The 21,292-nt window shown below is 63.4% G+C and carries 21 protein-coding genes; 11 read left to right on the forward strand and 10 right to left on the reverse strand.

Annotated elements, in window-relative coordinates; all coding sequences use genetic code 11:
• Positions 1 to 27: 27 nt before the first annotated feature.
• Together RFA01S_RS20475 and RFA01S_RS20480 are read right to left on the reverse strand one after the other, a co-directional pair.
• A complete protein-coding gene (locus RFA01S_RS20475) occupies positions 28 to 1,086 on the reverse strand; it encodes an ABC-2 membrane transporter-related protein (protein WP_032406791.1) in 1,059 nt (352 codons plus the stop codon).
• On the reverse strand, positions 1,083 to 1,355 hold the full coding sequence (locus RFA01S_RS20480; RefSeq protein ID WP_139278484.1) for a hypothetical protein: 273 nt from the start codon (positions 1,353 to 1,355) through the stop codon (positions 1,083 to 1,085). The genes RFA01S_RS20475 and RFA01S_RS20480 overlap by 4 nt, the downstream gene beginning before the upstream one ends.
• A gap of 118 nt (positions 1,356 to 1,473) precedes the next feature.
• Between RFA01S_RS20480 and RFA01S_RS20485 the strand changes: the two genes are divergently transcribed.
• The 3 genes from RFA01S_RS20485 to RFA01S_RS20495 all read left to right on the forward strand — a co-directional run bounded on the left by RFA01S_RS20485 (position 1,474) and on the right by RFA01S_RS20495 (position 4,569).
• The gene (locus tag RFA01S_RS20485) at positions 1,474 to 1,794 is read left to right on the forward strand and encodes a putative quinol monooxygenase (protein ID WP_032406790.1); all 321 of its coding nucleotides are present in this window, start codon (positions 1,474 to 1,476) and stop codon (positions 1,792 to 1,794) included.
• 82 nt (positions 1,795 to 1,876) lie between these two features.
• A complete protein-coding gene (locus tag RFA01S_RS20490) occupies positions 1,877 to 3,073 on the forward strand; it encodes an alpha/beta fold hydrolase (RefSeq protein ID WP_052060572.1) in 1,197 nt (398 codons plus the stop codon).
• Between the two features lie 467 nt (positions 3,074 to 3,540).
• Positions 3,541 to 4,569, forward strand: coding sequence for an LLM class flavin-dependent oxidoreductase (locus RFA01S_RS20495; RefSeq protein WP_032406789.1), 1,029 nt, complete (start codon positions 3,541 to 3,543; stop codon positions 4,567 to 4,569).
• Between the two features lie 8 nt (positions 4,570 to 4,577).
• Here the strand turns inward: RFA01S_RS20495 and RFA01S_RS20500 are convergent, their stop codons facing one another.
• Together RFA01S_RS20500 and RFA01S_RS20505 are read right to left on the reverse strand one after the other, a co-directional pair.
• On the reverse strand, positions 4,578 to 5,285 hold the full coding sequence (locus RFA01S_RS20500) for an enoyl-CoA hydratase-related protein (protein ID WP_032406788.1): 708 nt from the start codon (positions 5,283 to 5,285) through the stop codon (positions 4,578 to 4,580).
• Between the two features lie 61 nt (positions 5,286 to 5,346).
• Positions 5,347 to 6,438 (reverse strand): hypothetical protein, encoded by a 1,092-nt coding sequence (locus RFA01S_RS20505; RefSeq protein WP_052060571.1) that lies wholly within the window; start codon positions 6,436 to 6,438, stop codon positions 5,347 to 5,349.
• 146 nt (positions 6,439 to 6,584) lie between these two features.
• On the opposite strand from RFA01S_RS20505, the gene RFA01S_RS20510 reads away from it, so the two are divergent.
• On the forward strand, positions 6,585 to 6,863 hold the full coding sequence (locus RFA01S_RS20510) for a DUF7218 family protein (RefSeq protein WP_032406787.1): 279 nt from the start codon (positions 6,585 to 6,587) through the stop codon (positions 6,861 to 6,863).
• 1 nt (position 6,864) lies between these two features.
• Here the strand turns inward: RFA01S_RS20510 and RFA01S_RS20515 are convergent, their stop codons facing one another.
• The gene (locus tag RFA01S_RS20515) at positions 6,865 to 7,179 is read right to left on the reverse strand and encodes an SRPBCC family protein (protein WP_072692165.1); all 315 of its coding nucleotides are present in this window, start codon (positions 7,177 to 7,179) and stop codon (positions 6,865 to 6,867) included.
• A 66-nt stretch (positions 7,180 to 7,245) separates the two neighbouring features.
• The gene (locus RFA01S_RS20520) at positions 7,246 to 8,934 is read right to left on the reverse strand and encodes a nitroreductase family deazaflavin-dependent oxidoreductase (protein WP_032406786.1); all 1,689 of its coding nucleotides are present in this window, start codon (positions 8,932 to 8,934) and stop codon (positions 7,246 to 7,248) included.
• Positions 8,935 to 9,160: 226 nt separating this feature from the next.
• Here RFA01S_RS20520 and RFA01S_RS20525 point away from each other — a divergent pair, with 226 nt between their 5' ends.
• Positions 9,161 to 10,783 carry an MFS transporter gene (locus tag RFA01S_RS20525; protein ID WP_052060570.1) on the forward strand — a complete coding sequence of 541 codons (1,623 nt, stop codon included), beginning with the start codon at positions 9,161 to 9,163 and terminating at the stop codon, positions 10,781 to 10,783.
• On the opposite strand, the gene RFA01S_RS20530 is transcribed toward RFA01S_RS20525, so the two are convergent.
• From RFA01S_RS20530 to RFA01S_RS20540, 3 genes are all read right to left on the reverse strand, one after another.
• The gene (locus RFA01S_RS20530) at positions 10,776 to 11,672 is read right to left on the reverse strand and encodes a glucose 1-dehydrogenase (protein WP_032406785.1); all 897 of its coding nucleotides are present in this window, start codon (positions 11,670 to 11,672) and stop codon (positions 10,776 to 10,778) included. The genes RFA01S_RS20525 and RFA01S_RS20530 overlap by 8 nt on opposite strands.
• Before the next feature lie 144 nt (positions 11,673 to 11,816).
• Positions 11,817 to 12,170 (reverse strand): STAS domain-containing protein, encoded by a 354-nt coding sequence (locus RFA01S_RS20535; protein WP_032406784.1) that lies wholly within the window; start codon positions 12,168 to 12,170, stop codon positions 11,817 to 11,819.
• 185 nt (positions 12,171 to 12,355) lie between these two features.
• Positions 12,356 to 13,285: an aldo/keto reductase gene (locus RFA01S_RS20540; RefSeq protein ID WP_032406783.1), complete on the reverse strand. Its 930-nt coding sequence runs from the start codon at positions 13,283 to 13,285 to the stop codon at positions 12,356 to 12,358.
• Between the two features lie 153 nt (positions 13,286 to 13,438).
• Here RFA01S_RS20540 and RFA01S_RS20545 point away from each other — a divergent pair, with 153 nt between their 5' ends.
• The 6 genes from RFA01S_RS20545 to RFA01S_RS20570 are packed head-to-tail and all read left to right on the forward strand — an operon-like array spanning position 13,439 to position 20,696.
• The gene (locus RFA01S_RS20545; RefSeq protein WP_032406782.1) at positions 13,439 to 14,455 is read left to right on the forward strand and encodes a LacI family DNA-binding transcriptional regulator; all 1,017 of its coding nucleotides are present in this window, start codon (positions 13,439 to 13,441) and stop codon (positions 14,453 to 14,455) included.
• Positions 14,452 to 15,459, forward strand: coding sequence for a 2-hydroxyacid dehydrogenase (locus RFA01S_RS20550; RefSeq protein ID WP_052060569.1), 1,008 nt, complete (start codon positions 14,452 to 14,454; stop codon positions 15,457 to 15,459). Before RFA01S_RS20545 ends, RFA01S_RS20550 begins: the two co-directional genes overlap by 4 nt.
• On the forward strand, positions 15,456 to 16,673 hold the full coding sequence (gene manD, locus RFA01S_RS20555; protein WP_032406781.1) for a D-mannonate dehydratase ManD: 1,218 nt from the start codon (positions 15,456 to 15,458) through the stop codon (positions 16,671 to 16,673). The genes RFA01S_RS20550 and manD overlap by 4 nt, the downstream gene beginning before the upstream one ends.
• A gap of 4 nt (positions 16,674 to 16,677) precedes the next feature.
• Complete coding sequence (locus RFA01S_RS20560) at positions 16,678 to 18,195, forward strand: mannitol dehydrogenase family protein (RefSeq protein ID WP_032406780.1); 1,518 nt, start codon at positions 16,678 to 16,680, stop codon at positions 18,193 to 18,195.
• A 52-nt stretch (positions 18,196 to 18,247) separates the two neighbouring features.
• Entirely contained in the window at positions 18,248 to 19,612 is a 1,365-nt protein-coding gene (locus RFA01S_RS20565; protein ID WP_032406779.1) for an MFS transporter, read from the forward strand.
• 31 nt (positions 19,613 to 19,643) lie between these two features.
• Positions 19,644 to 20,696 (forward strand): zinc-binding dehydrogenase, encoded by a 1,053-nt coding sequence (locus tag RFA01S_RS20570; protein ID WP_032406778.1) that lies wholly within the window; start codon positions 19,644 to 19,646, stop codon positions 20,694 to 20,696.
• Between the two features lie 7 nt (positions 20,697 to 20,703).
• On the opposite strand, the gene RFA01S_RS20575 is transcribed toward RFA01S_RS20570, so the two are convergent.
• Complete coding sequence (locus RFA01S_RS20575; protein WP_032390917.1) at positions 20,704 to 21,288, reverse strand: hypothetical protein; 585 nt, start codon at positions 21,286 to 21,288, stop codon at positions 20,704 to 20,706.
• Positions 21,289 to 21,292 lie beyond the last annotated feature (4 nt).

Below are 21,292 nucleotides of genomic sequence, written 5' to 3' on the forward strand. Positions count from 1 at the left end.
CACGCTGCACAAACAGTGAGCAGATCTTCAGGTAAGACGCCGGACCGCCGATATTCCCGCGCCACTCACCGCGAGACCGAATGCGAGCATGAGGCCGGTTTCGATCGCTTGAAAACGCCAGAACTCGTCGTCGGCAAAGTATCTGATATCGAAGCGGGCGACGCCTTGGTCGCGTAAGCAGTCGTCGAATCGTGCTGCTCGGTCCACGGTTTCGAGTCGAGTTCGCTCCGAACGCTGTTCGTTCGTCTCCCCGGCAGGTGGATTCCCGTCCCGGTACGGCTGCGCGCACCGCGCTGTGTCGGGTCCGACCTCCGCCCCGCTGCTGTCGACGTACCCGGCGTCGACGACCCACGTTCCGTCGGTGGTGTAGTACGGGTTGGGTGGATATTCCGATTCGCGATACAAGCCGCTGATCGGCTCACTGTCGATGCTGGGCGATCCGTAGTGCTCGCGCGCAATCCAGGTGAACGCCACCGGTGCAAAGAAGAGAAAGACGACGAGGGTAGCGAGCATGGAGACGATCCCGCGTCGGAACACCAGTGCCAGAGTGCTGCCGACGAGAAGCATCAGCAAGGTGTATGCACCGAGAGCGACGCCGGCCGTCTCGAAGTGAGGAAAATCGAACCACGAGAAACCGACGGACGGGCCGTGGTCGGCACTCGAAGAATCGCGCGACCGGCCCGTGGCCCAAAGCAATGCCAGGCCGAGGCACGTCATAGCAGCCGAAATGGGCAGGAAGACAACGATTACGGGTGCGAAGTACCACCGCAGTCGACTCCGCGACTGCGTCAGCGCCAACACATGGGTACGAGAGTCCACGTCACGAGAAAAAGCGGGTACCCCGACGAACATTCCGAGCAGCAACGGTAGAAGCAGTGCACCCAGCGTCGACAGGGTCAGTGCGGTCTCCGGTCTGCACGGTCCCACATCGTTCCATCGAGAACACATTCGAGGGAACGACCACGACGTCTGCGGATAACGCGGAACGTAGGCTCCGGCCGTCGACGTCGCCGTGATCAGGATTGCGATGGTGATCAGCGAGATCAGCAGAGGTGCCCGGTTCGACCGCCACGCGAGCCAGATCACGGCTGGGCGGACCGCTCGGTGTTCGCCAGCGCATCGAGATATGTCGTGCTCGCCGCGTCGGATACGACAATCATGGATCCACCACCGGATGGCATCGGGACGGTGAAATCCCCTGAATGTGGCTCGAACGCGCCAGAAGTGAAGTGCAGCAGAATCACTCGACTTTCACTTCTCCGGCCGTTCTCTCCGGAGCCCGAGATTGCGCGGACGGGCGGCGCAACTGCCGACCCCGCGACGACTGCCGATCTCGTGAAAGCTCGTGCCGTCATGACCGGGGACACTACAGGCCCGACTATTCGGGCGGCCGAATCTTCGCGATGCCGGCCGGTGTCGGGACCGTGGTGCATGATCGCGGTACATCGGTTGCTTCGGTCGAAAGGACCTGTCATGCCAGTCGAACCCGGCGTCACCGTCGTCGTAACTCATAAGACTCTGCCGAATCGACGCGACGCCGTCCGGGCTCTGTGGGAAAAGCGCCTGGCACCGGCCGTGCTCGACAACCCTGGGCATCTCGCCTACTACTACTGCCTCGATTCCGACGATCCGGATGGCATCACAGCGTTTCAGCACTACAGAACCGCTGAGGACGCAGTCGGGTTTCTTCGGCATCCTGCATATCTGGCGTACGAACGCGAAGTCGCCCCACTACTGGCCTCTGCACCACAGGTACGCAGGCTTTCCCCGGCGTGGATCAAGTCGGCAAAGTAGGGGAGAGCTCGCGCTACACCGCTACCGCACAGCCTGTGGCGGAATGCGAATTGTCACGTTGAGCCGCATACTTACTCGCGAGATGAGACTCCATTCCGTCACGTGCGCCGCGCTGGTCCTTGTCGTGTCCTGCGTTCTGTCGATTGCACCCGCTTCGGCAGCACCCGCTTCGGCAGCACCTGCGACAGCCGATTTCTACGGTGCTCCCGTCGCCGATCTCGAAGCCTTTGCGCCCGGGGCCGTCGTGCGGCGAGAAGCCGTGCCGCAGCTCGATTTTCTGGGCTCACGCACCGAGCGCATCCTGTATCGATCAGTGGATCCCCGTGATCGTGCGGTGGCGGTGTCGGGGCTTTTGATCACACCTGATCGCGCATGGAAGGGTCGAGGGCCACGGCCCGTGATCGCCTATGCGCCAGGCAGTTACGGCATATCTGATCGTTGCTCGGGTTCGTCCGAGCTCGGACTGACAACTACGATGCCGGCTTTACTGCCTCTACTGGCCCAGGGATATCAGGTGGTCACCACCGATTATCAGGGGCTCGGAACCCCCGGCGAGTACGAATTCCTGGGCCGAGTCGCGGGCGCGCGTGCGCTGTTGGACTCGGCTCGTGCCGCGGCGAGCCAGACCGGTGCGCCGATCGTGCTCTACGGATACTCTGCGGGCGGCGTTGCCTCGGCCGCCGCCGCCGAACTCGCCTCTACCTATGCGCCCGACCTGTCCGTGGTCGGTGCCTTCGTCGGTGCCGCACCGACCGATCCTGTGCTGCGTGTCGAGGGCCAGGACGGAACCGAGTGGGCCGCAACAATGCTGTACACGGTCGACGGCTGGATCGGAGCGCATCCCGAGCGTGCCGGCGAGATACGTGCCCTCTTCAACGAACGCGGGCGAACGGCCCTGGATGCGGCACTGAACTTTTGCAATACCGACGCGCTCGCACATGGGTCGCTGCGGTCCGAGGACTTGACGGCCGACGGCGCATCGCTGGGCTCACTCATGAGGGGTCCCGTATTGGGTCCACTCACGGATGCGAACACCATCGGGTTCACCCCGCCCGCGCTGCCCGTCATGATCGTGCAGGGCATCAACGACCGCTCCGTCGACATCGAGCAGAGCCGGCTCCTGACACAGCGCTGGGGTGCCGTCGGTTTCACGGACATCACAGTCCGGGAGCTCGACTTCGGAACCGAGCTGGTTCCGGCAATCGACCATCCGGCTGCCAACGCCGTTGCCTACCCCGAAGTGATCGGATGGATCTATCGACTCGTCGAGGGGCGGTAGCTCGGGAGCCGGCACGCGGTCCGTGACGTAGATCACGCCTGACCGATGTGTGCTTGCTCGTTCCCGATTCGACTTATTCGGCGCAGTCAGTACGTACCCGGCGTACCGCCTGGATCGGCTGCCGACGAGAAAGGGAACCGAACCGACATGACCATCACCGAACACGAGGACACCGTATGAGCGGCCGCAGGAGTCTTTCCAGTCGACTCTTCGAGGGACTCGGACGCATCACCTGGGGGTACGGCAAGAAAAAGCTCGACGAACGACGCGCTCGCAAACGCGGACGGCGTTAGGGGATTCATCGAGCGCACTTCTGACGATGCTCGTCGGTGATAGTCGGTAGATGGACTTCACGGGGAAGAATCGAGACGCGGAGTCGAATAGTATTCGACTGCTTTCTCATCCGGAATAATTGAAGCTTCACCTACGCTGACGACTACGTCCACCACCGATCGAGAGGTCCCATCGTGCATCTGGGCGTCGACAGTTTCGTTTCTTCCGTGACCGACCCGACCGACGGTCGCGTGATCGCTCCGGAGGAGCGCATGAGTCACCTGCTCGAAGAGATCGCTCTCGCCGATCAGGTGGGGCTCTACTCGTTCGGCATCGGTGAGCATCATCGCAGCGAGTACTACGACTCGGCCCCGTCCATCATTCTGGCCGCCGCGGCTGCGCGAACCGAGAACATCAGGCTCGGTAGCGCGGTCAAGGTACTCAGTGCGGACGATCCGGTACGGGTGTTCCAAGAGTTCGCCACCCTGGATCTGATCTCGAAGGGACGGATCGACCTGGTTGTCGGTCGCGGCTCCTTCACCGAGTCGTTCCCACTCTTCGGCCTGGATCTGGCCGATTACGACTCACTCTTCGCCGAAAAGCTGGACCTGCTGCTGCAGATCCGGGACAACGAGGAGGTCACCTGGTCGGGTCGTCACCGGCCGGCGCTGAACCGGCAGGGGATCTATCCGCGTCCGCTGCAGGATCCGCTGCCCATTTGGGTCGGTGTCGGTGGAACGCCCGAATCGTTCGCTCGCGCAGGACTTCTGGGACTCCCGCTCATGATCGCGATCATCGGCGGCGAGCCACGCCAATTCGCCCCGCTCGTCGACCTGTACCGGCGTGCCGGAGCCCAAGCGGGCCACCCGCCGGAACGATTGAAGGTGGGTCTGCACGTGTTCGGCTTCGTCGCCGAGACGACGGAGATCGCCGCAGACACGATCTATCCCGGCTGGAACGAGATGTTCACCAAGATCTCTCGTGAGCGTGGATTCGCCCGCCCGAGCAGGCAGCAGTTCGACGCCACCTCCGGTCCGAACGGTGCGTTCTTCATGGGCGATCCCCAGACGGTGGCAGACAAAATTCTGCGAGTCGGCGAGCAACTGGGCGGTGTGGATCGACTCTCGCTTCAGATGACGAATCCACGCCTGGCGCACAGCGATCTGCTGCGCGGCATCGAATTGCTCGGTACCGAGGTGGCACCCCTCGTAGCGGGGAAGTAGGGCTCAGCTCAGTTCGAGGCCCATTCCATTTCGTCGACACCGGCAACCGGGGTAAGCAGTGACCGAATCTCGGGTGCGTACATGGTTCGCTTGATCTCGCCCAAGACGTCGCCTCGCGTTCCGGCGAGTTCGCCGGCGCGTGCGACAGCGGTGTCGAGGAGCGAATCTGCGGCCGAGACGTCGTGGACCAGGCCGAGTGCCATAGCGTCGTCTCCGCCGTAGCGGCGTCCGGTGGTGAGTGCCTCGTGAAAGGCGTTCGGTGCCATCTTCGCTCTCACCATGTCCACGGTTCCGGGGCTGTAGGTAGCGCCGATGTTGACACCGGGGAAGCACAGGAAACCGCGATCGGATCGCATGATCCGGTAGTCGTGCGCCATTGCGAAGAATGCGGCACCGCCGAAAGTGTGCCCCTGCATGGCTGCGACTGTCTGCATCGGAAGCGTGAGAAAGCGCACCAGCATCTCTTGCACGGTGCCGATGAACCGATTGATCTGGTCGAGGTTTTCCGCGCCCCACGACAAGTCGACTCCAGTGGAGAAGTACTTGCCTGTCGCTGTTGTGACGAGCGCAGCAGAACCGGAGCCGGCCTGGACCTCGTCGAGCAGGGTGTTGATCTCGGCAACCCAGTTCGGGCTGATGCGGTTCTCGGTGTCGTCGACCCCGCGGCTTCCGAGGTTGAGAACGAAGACATCAGCGGTGCGTTCCAGGTATGGCATTTCCCGAACGTACCCACATCTTGTTGTTCTCACTCACAACTGCGGTCCGGTTCGTTCCGAATCAGGACGACGGCGTCGCCGATTGCCGTCGAATCAGCTCGCGGTGACCGTACGTGGCACCGAGGATGTCCTCGCGGTCTGCGACCGAGGACCCGACGGCACCCGCCACCGTACCCAGCGAAGCTGCGAGCCACGCCAACGAGAAGTAGTCGCCGAGGGTTGCGGTGCGGTCTATCTGCACAGCGAGAAAGACCGGTGAGATCACGACCGCCGCCGAGAGCAAAACGACAGCGAACAGCAGGGCGTACATGCACAGTGCACCGGTCAGCACTGTTCCCAGAGTGGCCGCGTTGTACATCCAACGGTCGATCGTCGAGCTTCGGAACGACCGTTTCTCCCACAGCCCGTTGGGGAAGATGACCCACACCGTCATGGCCATCACCGCGGCAACTCCGATCATCGCCAAGCGCATCACACTCATCGACGCCGCCATCTGACAGATGCTCGCGTAGAACACGCCGAAGGCGGACGCCGCACTCGCAGCTGCGAGCGCGCCCGACAGTGTGGGAACCAACCGCCACGGGCGAATACAACGAATCATTCCCGATATCAACCTGATTCGGCCGAGGATGCTCGACGTCACCAGTACTTCGTCGCCTTCCCCGGAATCGCTCGGAATCCAGCTCGACTTGAAATATCGTCTCGGCGGTCGAGACGAATCGTCGGCCTCGATCAACTCGTGCAACACAGCGAGAGCAGCGGTGGTGGCACGGCGACGTACAGCCAGTGTTCCGAAGGACGGCACGTACACCGCGCCTGTCGTACCGTCGCGAAGCTCGGCGATCACCGGACGCGACCCGAGCCGGCGAGGAACCTCCGACACACACAACACGATGTCGTAGTCGTCGGTAGCTCGCACCGCTGCCAGCCATTGACCGAGTGGGGCGGAGCCGGTTGCTGTGGGCGGCAGCGGAACGGATGCTCCGGAGACCCGGAGTTCCCGCCGCTGCCCGTCGATCATCGCGTGATCGGGCAGATTTTCGATGATGGACGACGCAACGGTAGACGCGAAGCCGTCGTCACTGACCACTCCCACCGAGAGTGGGGCCTCTTCTTCTCTGTTGTCCTGGTTGTCGGTGACGTCTCCCGCCACTTCGTGTGATCCATCCGAATGCATCCAGTTCGGTTACCCGATGATGCTCGACGCACACCATTCCTAGGTGTCGGAACGAGGTTTGTCGTCATGCAGACCGGGTAGCGCTGTCATTGACCGAGTCAGCCCAGTGCGAGGGGATCACGATGCCGGCGAAGAACGACAACACAGACCAGCCGCAGTTGAAAGACCAGGGCTTGTACGAGAAGCTCCGGGAGGAGGGCAACTCGAAAGAGAAGTCTGCCCGCATCTCGAATGCGGCCGCGAACAAGGGTCGGGACGAGGTGGGTAAGAAGGGTGGTGAGTCCGGATCCTACGAGGACTGGACGGTGGACGAACTCACCGACCGAGCCAAGGAACTGGGCCTCGAGGGGTACTCGAAATTGAACAAGCACGAGCTCATCGACGCGCTGCGTAACCATTGACTCACAGCGGGCGCAGCGACGCATAGTACGTCTGCTGTGATGGGAAGTAGTCGTCGAGCGTCCGCACGGCCAGCCGGCTCGGCGGCTCGCACGCTTCGATGGCCATATCCGAGGCCGGTGCGCCCTCCTCGAAACTCATGGTGATCCGAATGGAGTCGTCCGAAATCCGTTCCCACGGACCGAACCATTGCGCGGTGAGGGACGATTCGGTGAGTCTTGCCCACACGTCCTCACGTGGAAGCTGAAGCGTTCTGCTCAATTCGAGCGCGAAGCCGCTATCGGTACCACGCAGTGTGCCGGTGGGGATCGGTTCCATCGAGTGATTATGCTACTTCGGCACTGATGCCGTCGAGTACCGGATCGGCGCGCGTCCATTTTCGAGTCAGTCGCTGAAGTCGACGCGCACCGAGATCGGATCGGTTTGCAGCGCGCGGAAGCCCGCTCCGATGACCCGCCCGAGTACCGGATTGTCCGAGAACGACCGCGCACGGAGGGCGACGTCATCACCGGGCACAAAAGTGGCGGTCCCGCTGCGCCATCGGCTACCCACCCGAATACGAACGGCGGGCTCGTCGGTGATATTGGCGCCCCAGCCGGATCGGCTTCCGTGCTGTGAGATCAGCCACGCTCCGGTGGTGTCGAACGATGCGGATACCGGCACCCGACGGCGCAGGCCGGACTTGCGGCCGACGGTCTCGATATCGGTGATCAGGGACGTTCTGACACCGACCGCCGTGAGCGCGTCGACGATCGGATTCGCAACGTATCTACCGATCCACCGTTCACGGCGAAATTTCTCGATCGCTGAGGATGGGTTCGTCGACGCGGCCGTTCTGCGATTGCGAAACGCGTCCCAGCCGTTGCGCTGCACCATCGTCGCGGCGGTTCTCCATGCCGGGCGGCTCGAGTTCGGTTGCCGGCCGGCACCGATGAGCTGGAGCTGGTCGGTGTGCCACTGCAGGTCCAGAGCTCCGTTGATCTGTTTGAAGGCGTTCGCCTTCGATGGGAGCCGGAGGGCTACCTGCGGCGACTCGACGCGGTCCAGTGTGCCGTCGACCAGCGGACCGGCGACACCGGGGGTCAGAGCGGTCGGCCGCCCGAGACCCACCATGTCGCATTCGCCCGACCGGACCGCCGAGCTCATCACCGATCGGGTGCGGAAGCCTCCGGTCACGGCCAATGGAACCGGTCCCGCGGCGTAACGGACCGTGCGTGCGTACTCCAGGAAGTAGGCCTCGCGCTCGCGGGTGCTCGCCGTTCCCATCATTGCGGGTGATTCGTAACTGCCACCGCTGATTTCGATGAGATCGATCGATTCCCGGACAAGGTGCTCGACGGTGATCCGTGATTCCTCTTCACTGAATCCGCCGCGCTGGAAGTCTGCCGAATTGAGTTTGATTCCCACCGCGAAGCTGGGGGAGACCGCCGACCTGATGGCTCGGACCACCTCGAGAACGAATCGCATTCGCCCGTCGAGGTCGCCGCCCCAGTCGTCGTCGCGTCGGTTGGACAAGGGCGACAGGAATTGAGACACCAGGTATCCGTGCGCGCCGTGGATCTGAACACCGTCGAAGCCTGCCGTTTCGGCCACCGCCGCTGCCGTCGCAAACCGGCCGATGACGTCGCGGATCTCGTTCTCGCTCAACGCCCGCGGTGCCGGGATCCCCGGGATGTTGGGAGCAACGGCGGACGGTGCGACGGGCTTGGTGCGCGTCACGATCGGATTGGCTTGGCGGCCCGGGTGATTGAGCTGCATCCAAATGGGTGCACCGCCGTCGGATGTCGCTTTTGCCCATCGAGCAAGTACATCGTGGTCGCGATCGTCTTCGATGACGACGTTGCCCGGCTCGCCGAGGTGGGATCGGTCGACCATGACATTTCCGGTCACCACGAGTCCGTAACCGCCCGCACCCCACTGGCGGTACAGCGTTTCGAGACGAGAGTCGGGTGCATGATCGACGGTGGCCAAACCTTCGCTCAACGCCGACTTCATCACGCGGTTCGGCAGGATCTGCCCACAAGCAAGTAAAAGTGGGCTGCTCAGATCGACGACGTCTGTGTCAGGGGACATGGCGTTGCTCCGATTCCGAAGAGTGGCGGCAGGGTATGCCAGACACCATAGTCTGCACAGCTGTCGCCGTCCCGTCCCGGATGGATAGTGAAGTGGTCAGCCTGCTGGAGGGGCGCAACGCGCGTCGTCGTCGAGTCTGTTCCGTGCGACGCGGTTGCTATAACGGCCAGTTGCAGATACTTTCCTTTCAGGAACTATGCCGTCCGGCATAGTTGAAGGGATCCTCATGTCGCTGCCCACGCTCGCCCTTCATCGACCAGGTGCGCCGCCGTTCCGTCGGCGATACCTCGCGCTGCTCGTCATCTGCATCGCCGAGTTGCTCGTCGTTCTGGACAACACGGTTGTCAACGTGGCGCTGCCGTCCATCGGGTTGCAGCTGAGAGCGGACATCAGTGGGCTTCAGTGGGTGGTCGATGCCTACACGCTGACGTTCGCGGGTCTATTGCTGGCGTTCGGTCACCTCGGAGACCGCTACGGGCGCAAGAAGGTCATGATGTTCGGTTTGGCAGGCATCGCAGTGATGTCTGTGGGCGGGGCTGTCGCCGCCGACCTCGGGCAGGTGGTGGCGGCCCGCGCTGCCATGGGAGTGTGTGCCGCCGCGGTGTTCCCGGCCACGTTGGCGCTCATCATCAACATCTTCACCGACGCCAAGGAACGGGCACTGGCCATCGCCGCATGGACGGCGATGGCAGGCTTCGCTATCGCCATAGGCCCCACAGCAGGCGGCTTTCTGCTCGAACACTTCTCGTGGCACTCGGTGTTCTGGATCAATGTTCCGGTCGCTCTGCTCGTTCTGATCGCAGCCTTTGCCTGCGTGCCGGAATCGAAGGCGGAGCACGTCGGAAAATACGATCCACTGGGGATCGTGCTCTCCTTGGCCGGTATCACCGTGCTGGTCTGGGCGATCATCGAAGCGCCGCACAACGGGTGGCTGTCGCCGTTGAGCCTCGGGGGCTACATCGTCGGATGTATGGCATTGGGCGCGTTCGTGTGGTGGGAGCTTCGCGCGCCGTCACCGGTACTCGACTTGCAGCTGTTCCGAAACCCACGTTTCTCGTTGCCCGCACTGGCTATTGCAGTGGCGTATTTCAGCATGTTCGGTTTCCTGTTCATGATCACCCAGTATTTTCAGGGTGTCATGGAACTGACGCCGTTGCAGTTCGGCGTTCATTCACTGCCGTTCGCGGTATCCATCGCGGTCGGGGCACCACTGGCCACACTGATCGCGCAGCGAATAGGAACGACAGCCGTCATCGTCTTCGGACTCGTCGTGATGAGCATCGGCATGTTCATTGCGGGCCAGGTCGAGGTCGAAACGCCGTACCTGGGACCGGTCGTCGTCTCGATGATCTTGATGGGCCTCGGGTTGGCGATCGTGCAAGGCCCGGCCACCGAATCCATCATGTCGTCGGTGACGCTCGACGAAGCAGGTGCAGGCTCGGCGGTGAACGACACCACCCGTGAGGTGGGTGGAACACTCGGCGTCGCGGTGCTGGGCTCGATCGTCGCGTCGATCTACACCACGAAAGTGGGCCCCCGAATCGACGCCATTCCCGAGGCAATCATGGAGCCCTACCAGAAGGCCTTTGCCCGTGAGACCGTCGTCAGCGTCATCGAAATCGTCAAAGCGCCGACCAACCCGATCTTCGCGACGCAGAAGGCGGAGCTCGTGTACGCGATGAAGGCCGCGTCACTGGAGGGATTTCAGCTGGCGTCGTTCGTCACCGTCGGGGCCGCCATGGCCTGCGCGATCGCTGTGGCGCTCTTCCTGCCATGGCGGCGACCCGAAGGAGACGGGGTGCTGTTGGCGTGGCGGGCGTCGAAGTCCGAAGACTCCGAGATCAGTTGAACGGGGTGCCCCCGGTGACCGCAATGGTCTCGCCTGTGATGTAGCTGGACTCGTTCGAGGCCAGGAAGACGTAGGCCGGAGCCAACTCCGCGGGCTGGCCCGGGCGGCCCAACGGAACCGTCTCGCCGAACTCGCCGTACTTCTCGGCAGGCATGGTCGCGGGAATCAAGGGTGTCCAAATAGGTCCGGGCGCAACGGCGTTGACTCGAATGCCACGGCCGGCGAGGTGGCCGGCCAGGCCCTTGGTGAATGCGACGATGCCTGCCTTGGTGGTGGCGTAGTCCATCAACTCCGGTGACGGATTCGATGCCTGAATCGAGGTGGTGTTGATAATGGTGGAGCCCGCACCCATGACGGCGGCGGCGTGCTTCGAAATCCAGAACAAGGCATACAAGTTGGTCTTGAGCACACGGTCGAACTGGTCGGTGGTGATATCGGCGATGCCGCCCATCTGGGCCATCTGGAACGCGGCGTTGTTGACGACGATGTCGAGGCCTCCGAGAACCTCCACGGCAGTGTCGACCAACTTGGTGCACTGCGTTTCGTCGGTGAGGTCGCAGGCGATCGCTCGGCCCGACCGTCCAGCGGCTTCGATCAGGTCGACGGTCGCTTGGGCATCGGGGCCCTCGGATTCGAGATGAGCAATGACGACATCGGCACCTTCTCGCGCGAATGCCAGCGCCACAGCTCGGCCGATCCCGGAATCACCACCGGTGATCAACGCTTTTCGGCCGTGCAACCGATCCGAACCCCGGTACGACTTCTCGCCGTGATCCGGTGCGGTGACCATGTCGCGAGTCAATCCCGGATGCTCGAGCTCGGGCTGGTCGTCCCGATCGGGCATGGAGAAAGCAGTGGTGGGGTCGCTCTTGGTGAACTGGTCGGACATTGTCGATCCTTGCCTCGTGTGAAAAGGACCCATTGCGGCAGAACGAAAGCCGCCCCACTTCTCGAGACGAGTCACGGTCGTTACCGACTGGAGTCGCTGTCCAGACGAGGTTTGCCGGTTGAACCGGCACGCAAACCTTGCGAATCAGCGCGCGGAGGGATCTTCCCCGATGAAGCTCGCACCTACCGCATCGAGCACCCGGCGCGCCGGCCGGGTAGGAGCGAAGACCTCGACGCGTCCGTCGGAACGTTCGACAGCATCGACGATCACGCTCGCGGCACCCGAGTACATGAAGTCCACCGCCGACAAGTCCAGCAGCACAACTGCATTGTCCCGTAGGGCACCGTCGAGGGCGTTCACCAAATCTGCTCGTGCACTCATGTCCAGCTCGCCGACGGCGCGAACAACGGTCAGATCGGGGGAGTAGGACTCGATACCGATCGAGTGGCGTCGAGCGGGGGCGGTGGAGCGAACATCGGTGAAATCGGAAACAGTCACGGTGCGAACCTCTCAGTTCGGGTGGCCTATCGAACCGGCGTGCTCGGTGTGGAACCCGAGGGCTGCAGGTTCCGGTGCACGCTGTCCCGTAATCCTGACAGCGCAACATCACCGAACCGAGCCTGCAACATCACGGATTCGTCGCTACTTGGTAACGGCAAGGTAACGCAGTTCGATGCCCGGCATCAGGGCAGTGTGTGACCCGCTGCGCGGAACAGGCCGTACCATTCCGCCCTGGTCAGGCGGATGTCCGACCCCGTAGCGGCCTCTACTATCCGATCCGGCGTGGTGGTCCCCAGGACCACCTGAATGTCGGCCGGGTGGCGTGTTATCCACGCGACCGCTATCGCGGACGGTGTCGTGTCGTATCGGCCGGCAATGTCGTCGAGCGCATCGTTGAGGGCAGGGTAATTCTCGCGATCTCCGACGAACACACCCGACGAGGTCCCGCTCTGCAGTGGCGACCACGCTTGCACGGTGATGCCGCGTGCCCTCGCGTAGTCGAGCAACCCGTTGTCACGATCCACCGACTGGTCCAGCGCGCCGATGTTGGCGGTCAGGCCCGCAGCGATCAGCGGTGAATGGACGACGCTCAACTGCACTTGGTCGAACAGAAGTGGTTGTGTGACTGCTGTTTCGAGCAATTCGATCTGACCGGGAGTGTGATTGGAAACGCCGAAACCGAGCACTTTGCCCGACGTGTGCAGTGTGTCGAATGCCGCCGCGACCTCGTCGGGCTCGACCAGGCTGTCCGGTCGATGCAGCAGCAGGGTGTCGAGATGATCGACGCCGAGTGCCGAGAGCGAACCCTCGACGGCCGACACGATGTGGTCTTCCGAGAAGTCGAAATAGCCGTCGCGAATGCCGACCTTGCTCTGAATGCTGACGCGCTCACGCTGCGACGGAGTGAGTGTCACCGCTTGTCCGAAGCGCTCCTCGCACCCGTGGGGTCTGCCGCCGTAGATGTCGGCGTGATCGAAGACGGTCACACCCACGTCCAGGGCGGTGTCGACCAACCTGCGAATCCTGTCGTCGTCCAGGTCGAGGATGCGCATGAACCCGAGGACGATGCTCGACACGGTTGTGCCGGTCTGGGGGTGCGTAAAGGTGCGCAAGGTGAGTCTCCCTCTGTGCGGACGTGGTCGCAGTCGAGTGTGTCAAACCGCGGACCCGGTACGCCCGGGCCTCTGTTGCGCAAACCGTTGACAATATTGCGCAACTTCTGTCATCGTTGTGCTCGGCATCACAAAGAACTCAGGAGGTGAACCGTGGCACCCACGCTCACGCAGGTCGCACAACGAGCAGGTGTGTCGCTGTCGACGGCATCGCGCGCCTTCAGCAACCCGGATCGAATCGGGGCGGACACGTTGGCTCGGATCATCGCCGTCGCCGACCAGATCGGCTATGTCGCGGCTTCGGGGCGCTCCTCCGACACCCGCGTCTCGGCGACGACGGTCGCAGTCGTGGTACCCGACATCGGCCACACCGTCTTCGCCAGCTTCGTCAAGTCCGCGCAAGCACAGGGCTGGCATCGCAGACAGACCATCGTCCTCACCGACACCGACGGAAGCGCAGACCGTGAGCGTGAAGTGATCGGTGACCTGCAGGGCCGAGTCGACGCTCTGATCGTCTGTGCTCCACGACTACCGGCCGAGGACATCGTGCAGCTGGCGGGCGACACACCGCTGGTGCTGGTCAACCGATCCTCCAGCGAATGCGATTGTGTCGTGGCCGATTCCGAGGACGGTATCCGGCAGGCCGTCGATTACCTGGCAGCTCTCGGTCACACACATCTCGCGTACGTCCAGGGATCACCGCAATCGTGGTCCAACGAGCGACGCGTCGACGCCGTCGAACAGTTCTGTGCAGCACGAGGAATAGTGCTCGATGTACTGGGGTGGCAGCAGGAAACCTTGGCCGGCGGCCATGCTGCGGCTGCCAGCGTCGTCGCCACGGGTGCGACCGCCGTCATGACCCACAACGACCCCATGGCCATCGGCGTCATGAACGGGGTCCGGTCGATGGGCCTGGCAGTACCGGAAGACCTCAGCGTCATCGGCATCGACGATTCGCCCCTGGCCGAACTCGCGCATCCCGCTCTGACGAGTATCAACGTTCCGATGGGCCGTGCAGGTCTGGTGTCCTCCGATCTGGTGTTCCAGCGGGCAGCCGAACCGGAGTCGTCGGCCAGAACCATCCACCTCCCTACCCAACTCGTGGTCCGCGGCTCATCGGGCCCCGCTCGGATTCGCACTCTCGCACCAGGAAAGGACGACTCGAAATGAAGGTCGTCATCGCAGATTCCAACCTCCTACCGCATCGTGGCCGCTTCGAGAGCCGAGTCGCCTCCGATATCGAGCTGTCGTGGCACGAGAAGTTCGACGTCGATGCACTCGTCGCGGACATCGCCGATGCGACCGTGTATGTCGGCGGAAAGTTCCCGGCCGTTCTGGCGGAGGCGGCACCCGATCTGCAGCTGGTGCACGTTGCGGGGGCAGGCACGGACGGCGTTTCCTTCGACGACCTGAGCGCTCGGACATTGGTGGCCAACACTTTTCACCACGAACGCTCGATCGCCGAATACGTCGTAGCCACCGCCGTCGTGCTCCGGCGCGGGTTTCTCGGCCAGGACCGCCTCATGCGGGAGAATCGGTGGGCGTCACCGGTGTACGACCGCACGCTTCGGCAGTCGACTTCGCTGGGTTCGGCAACGGTGGGATTCGTGGGCTTCGGTCATATCGGTGCGCAGTCGTGGCAGTTGCTGCGGGCCTTCGGTTGCCGGGGCATCGCGGTCACAGGAAGCGGATCGGTGAACGCAGCCGAGAACGGATTGGCCTGGGCCGCATCGACCGATCGTCTGTCCGACCTGATGACCGAAGCAGACGTCGTCGTGGTGTCCGCACCACTGAACGAGCGCACCACCGGCATGATCGGCGACACCGAACTCGCAGCTCTCGGACCGGACGGCGTGCTGATCAACGTGGGGCGTGGCCCCCTGGTGCAGCAGGATGCACTGTTCGACGCGCTGTCCGCCGGATCGCTCGGGAGCGCCGCCATCGACGTCTGGTACGACTACCCGTCGGCCGACGGCATCGGTGCCCCCTCGCGTCATCCGTTCCACACGCTGCACAACGTCCTGATGACACCTCATTCTTCCGGCATCACACGCGAAACCTTCGAGGGCCGGGTCGACGACATCACCGCCAACATCGGTCGACTCGCCGCGCGCGAACCGTTGACCGATGTCGTTGCCGGAGAGAACTTCACGGAGAAAGCAGAGCGCTCGTGACCGACAAGATCGTCGCCGCGGACGTCATCGTCTGCAGCCCCACGCGTAATTACGTCACACTCAAAGTGACCACCGCAGACGGCGTCGTCGGCTACGGCGACGCGACCTTGAACGGCAGGGAACTCGCGGTGGCGTCGTACCTGCAAGATCATGTCGCGCCGCTTCTCATCGGCCGAGATCCCGCACGCATCGAGGACACCTGGCAATACCTCTACCGCGGTGTCTACTGGCGCCGTGGGCCGGTGACGATGGCCGCGATCGGTGCCGTCGACCTCGCCTTGTGGGACATCAAGGGCAAATCCCTCGGGCAACCCGTCTACCAGCTGCTCGGTGGAGCCGTCCGCGACCGCATTCTCTCGTACACCCACGCCACCGGCTGGGACACGTCGGAATTGATCGATTCCGTCGATCGACGTCGAGCACAGGGTTTTCGCGCCGTGCGGGCCCAATCGGGTGTTCCCGGCCTGGAGTCCGTGTACGGAGTGCACCGAGGCGCGCAGGGATACGAACCCGCAGGGCGTGGTGCCGTTCCCGTCGAGGAGGTCTGGGATGCCGATGCCTATCTCAATCACGTTCCCGGGGTGCTCGCAGAGGTGCGCGAACACGTGGGATCCGAGCTCAAGTTGCTGCACGACGCGCACCACCGACTGACACCGCAACAGGCAGCGCGACTGGGCAAGTCGCTCGAGGACGTCGATCTGTTCTGGCTCGAGGACGTCACCACCGCCGAGGATCAAAGCGCCCTGCGGCTGGTGCGTCACCACACCACGACCCCGCTCGCGATCGGTGAAGTGTTCAACACCATCTGGGACTGCCAGCAATTGATCTCCGAGAAGCTGATCGATTTCATTCGTGTGGCCATCGCCCATGCCGGCGGTATCAGTCATGTCCGAAAGATCTTCTCGCTGGCCGAGGTACACCAGGTTCGTTGCGGACCGCACGGGCCCTCCGACGTCTCGCCGATCACGCTCGCCGCGAGCGTGCACCTCGGAATGGCCACTCCGAACTTCGGCATTCAGGAATTCATGGGTTACGACCCACTGGTGGACGAGGTGTTCCCACACGCATGGTCGTTCGCCGACGGCTACCTGACCCCCGGTGACGCCCCCGGCCTCGGCGTCGACATGGACGAGTCGTTGTCGGCGCGGTACCCGTACGAGCCCGCGTATCTCCCGGTCGCTCGCCGCCTCGACGGCTCGATGACGGACTGGTGACGAGATGAGCGAATCCAGACTGACTCGTTCGGCACTCGCTCGCTCGGGCGTCGTCCCGGCACGACCGGACGGCACCGGGATCGTCCATCTGGGGCTGGGCAACTTCCATCGCGCGCATCAGGCCGTGTACACCGCTGCGGCACTGGCGCAGGACGGCGGTTCGTGGGGGATTCTGGGCGTAGCGAACAGATCTCGCACGATTGTCGACGCCATGCTCGCTCAGGAACTGCTCTACGGCGTCGTCGAGATCTCGCCGTCGGGATCGAAGGTGAGCGTCCCCGGAGCACACACGGGAGCCATGGTCGCCGCCGACGACCCCGCCGCCGTCGTACGGGCCATTGCGGACGAGGACGTCCGAATCGTGACGATCACCGTCACCGAGTTGGGCTACACGCTGTCGTCCCGGACGGGCTCTCTCGACCTCGAATCGACTGCAGTGCAACAGGACTTGCAGCGGCCGGAAACGCCGACGACCACAGTGGGGCAGCTCGCGAGGGCTCTGGCGATGCGGGCACGAACGCACGGGGCTCCCATCACCGTGGCCAGCTGTGACAACCTGCTGGGGAACGGTGATCGCACCGCTGCACTCGTGCGTCAGTTCTTGGACCGTTGCGGTGCGGACGATGTGCTCGAGTGGCTGGCCGCGGCAGTGACGTTCCCCAACTCCATGGTCGATCGCATCGTTCCGTCCAGCAGTGCGTTGTACGACGCCGAGTCCACCGCCGAGCTGGGCGCTGTGGACACCATTGCGGTGCCGGCGGAGCCGTTCACGATGTGGGTGATGGAGGACGAGTTCGCCGCAGGACGTCCCCGCTGGGAAGCCGGTGGTGCCGTGTTCACCGAGGATGTCGAACCGTACGAACTGATGAAGGTTCGACTGCTCAACGGAACCCACTCTCTCATTGCCTATCTCGGCGCACTCGACGGTCGCGCGACAATTCCGGACTCGATCGGTCGCCCGTTCGTGGAGGCTGCAGCTCGAGCGGTGTTGGTCGACGAATACCTCCCGACCGTGCCCGTTCCGGGCGGGGTGGATATCGACGACTACATCGCCCAGCTGTTCGTGCGGTGGTCCAACTCCGCTCTGGGGCACAAGACCGCGCAGGTCGGTTCGGACGGCTCGGCGAAGCTCGCGCAGAGGATCCCGGACCCAGCGCTCCACCACCTACGAAAAGGTGTTGTACCGCAACAGCTTTCCTTGACCATCGCCGCCTATCTCTGCTGCGTGTGCCCGCCCGACGGTTTCGACCCGGGCCCGCATGCGCATGCGATGGCCGACCCTGCACGTGCGCGTTTGGCAGGACTTGCCGCTTCGGCAGCGTCCAGTGAGGATTTCGTCCGCTCGGTTCTCGAACGCGGCGACATACTCCCCATCGAGTTGGCGCAGTTTCCTGAATTCATCACACGCACAGCGGAATTCATGGATACTGTTGTTCGTCACGGTCCGATGGCCGCAGCCGTCGAAGCGGCGAGTTCTTCGCTCCGCCCCGTCGTCACGGCATCTCCGACCGCACTCGACTGACCCATTCTCCTTCCTTCGTTCGGCCGAAGCCGAAACTCACCCGAGGACAACCATGGACACGACCACAGAACCGTCAGATTCTCCCAGAATCGCTCCGGCCCAACATGATCCTTCCGCCGTACGACGCGCAGCGTGGGCCGGCCTCATCGGAACCACACTCGAACAGTACGACTTCGTCATCTACGGCACAGCGTCCGCGCTGATCTTCAACAAGTTGTTCTTTCCCAACATCTCCCCGGCGGCCGGCATCATTGCCAGCTTCAGCGCGTACGCCGTCGGCTTCCTCGCCCGGCCACTGGGTGGACTGTTCTTCTCACGCTACGGTGACCGGCTCGGGCGCAAGTGGGTTCTGGTCGCCACGCTGATGCTGATGGGCGGCGCTACCATGGCGATCGGTCTGCTGCCGACGTTCGAGCAGGTGGGACTACTGGCCCCGGTCTTGCTGGTCCTGTGTCGATTCTTTCAGGGCTTCGGCGCTGGTGCCGAACAATCAGGTGGCGCAACGCTTCTGACGGAAACGGCCGCGATCGGAAAGCGTGGCAGATTGGCCGCTCTTGTGATGACCGGCGCGGCGCTCGGCACCGCTCTCGGAGCCATCGCCTGGATCCTCGCCCAGTTGCTCCCCGACGATCAGCTCATGTCCTGGGGCTGGCGGATGGTGTTTCTGAGCAGCATCCTGGTCACGGTGGCCGCGTTCATCATCAGGCGCAAGCTCAACGAGTCACCGGTGTTCCAGGAGCTGAAGGCGGCCCAGGAGCGACCCAAGGCACCGGTGAAGGAAGTGTTCACCAACGGCAAGCGACCGCTGTTCATCGTCATGTTCATGACCGTCGGCATCAGCGCTCAGTCCTACACGTACCAGGTGTTCATGGCCTCCTATATGAAGAACGACATCGGCGTCGATCCCACGTTCATACCCAAGGTTCTGCTCATCGGCGCAATCTGCGGCGGCATCGCGGCCTGGGGCTTCGGATGGCTATCGGACAAGGTGGGCCGTAAGCCCGTGTACATCGGTATCGTCAGCCTGCTCGTCGTTCTTCCGGTTCCCACGTTCATGGCTCTCAGCACCGGTTCGCACGTACTGATCACCCTGGTGATGATCATCGGATTCATCCTGGCGTGCCAGGGGGCCGTCGGTGTCACGATGAGTTACTTCCCGGAGATCTTCGGGGCTCGATACCGGTACGCCGGAGTCACTCTCGGCCGCGAGTTCGCGTCCGTCTTCGGCGGCGGAATCGCTCCTCTGCTGTGCGCGGCACTGATCACCGCGTTCTCCGGATCCTGGGTGCCGGTCGCGGTCTACATGATGATCATGGCCGTCTCGGTGCTCGTCGCCGCATCCTTCGCACCGGAAACTCGGGATCGCGATCTGACCGATCCGGCCAACGCAACCGATCCGGTGCTCGACCGGGTCTGACCTGCCCACCTCGAACGGAACGGACTACACGATGACCACCGAACCGAACCCTGTGCCCGACAGAACGGTCGCCCTGATCGCGTACGGCACCGATGACATCCGCGTCGAAACAGTGGCGGTGGCCGACCCCTCGCCGGACGAGGCCATCGTCGCAATTGCTTACGGCGGAATCTGCGGCTCCGACTTGCATTACTGGAAGCACGGGGCGGCAGGACAATCGGTACTGAAAGCGCCGATGCGATTGGGACACGAGGCTTCGGGCACCGTGGTTCGGCGCGCAGGAGACGGCAGTGGCCCCGGTGAAGGCACCCCGGTCACCGTCCATCCGGCGACTCCCGCCGCCACCGGCGCGAAGTATCCGGCCGATCGTCCGAACCTGTCTCCCGGATGCCGCTACATGGGAAGCGCCGCGCAGGTACCGCACGACGACGGTTTGTTCATCGGTCATGTCGCCGTCCCGACACGAATGCTCAGAGCGTTGCCGGACGGTCTGGATCTGAGAATTGCCGCGTTGGCCGAGCCGGCGAGTGTCGCGTGGCATGCCGTCGAGCGTGCCGGGGCGGTGTCCGACAAGACGGTTCTCGTCGTCGGGACCGGTCCGATCGGTGCCCTCATCGTGGCGGTCGCTCGCCGAGCCGGTGCAGCTCGAATCGTCGCGGTCGACCTCGAGGACTATGCGCTCGATGTGACGCGTCGACTCGGAGCACATCGAACAGTCGACGCCCGAGACGGGGCGGCAGTCGCGGCGGTCGAGGCCGATGTGACGTTCGAGTGCTCGGGCAACCACCGCGGTCTGGCGTCTGCAATCGACGGCACGGCTCGCGGCGGTCGTGTCGTCATGGTGGGGTTGCCTGCGGCCGGGCCTCAGCCGGTGCCGCTGTCATTGGCGATCACCCGGGAGATCGACCTGATCGGCTCGTTCCGGTTCAACACCGAGATGGACGACGTGATCCAAGCCCTGGCCGACGGTTCACTCGATGTGGCACCCGTCATCACCGCGGAGTATCCGGTGGCAGACGCCCTCGACGCGTTCGCGCTCGCCGCCGATGCATCCCGATCGAGCAAAGTCCTGTTGACGTTCTGACGGGCTACTACTCGAATTCGGTTCGTATCGACTGTGTCGTGAGCTGCAGCATCAGCACGAAGCCGGTCAGCGTCACGACGATCGGGGCCCACAGCACCACCGCCACGAATGTGTCCACATCGCGTTCCAGCACTATGTACACCGCGACGATCGATGTTCCCAACAGGCACAGGGCGATGTGCGCAGCGAGGCGCCATTTGTCGAAGAAGAACCCGGCCAACATTCCCATCGGGATGAGGAAGGTGCATTTGCCGAGGGTGACTTCCGGCGCGAAATTCGCGGTGATGGTGGCTCCGAAGATCGACAGATCGGCTATGACGACGAAGGCGAAGGCTTGCCCGAGCGTCGGCCACGGTCCGAACCACCAGAACGCGCCCATGATGTATGCGGCGATCATGCACGTCCATTGCACGATCGAGGGGATGGGGGTGGTCGCGCCGTACCCGAACGCCAGCTCGAGGGTGACCACGACGGCCATGGCCAGGGCGGCGGCGGACACGATCCGCTTGACGAGCGTCGTGACAGCGAGCGACGTCATCACGCCCATGCCCCATTGGTAATGCTCGTTGGACCTCGTCAGTGCGCGAGTCACAGTG

It is taken from the genome of Rhodococcoides fascians NBRC 12155 = LMG 3623 (genome assembly GCF_001894785.1).
Classification (GTDB): domain Bacteria; phylum Actinomycetota; class Actinomycetes; order Mycobacteriales; family Mycobacteriaceae; genus Rhodococcoides; species Rhodococcoides fascians.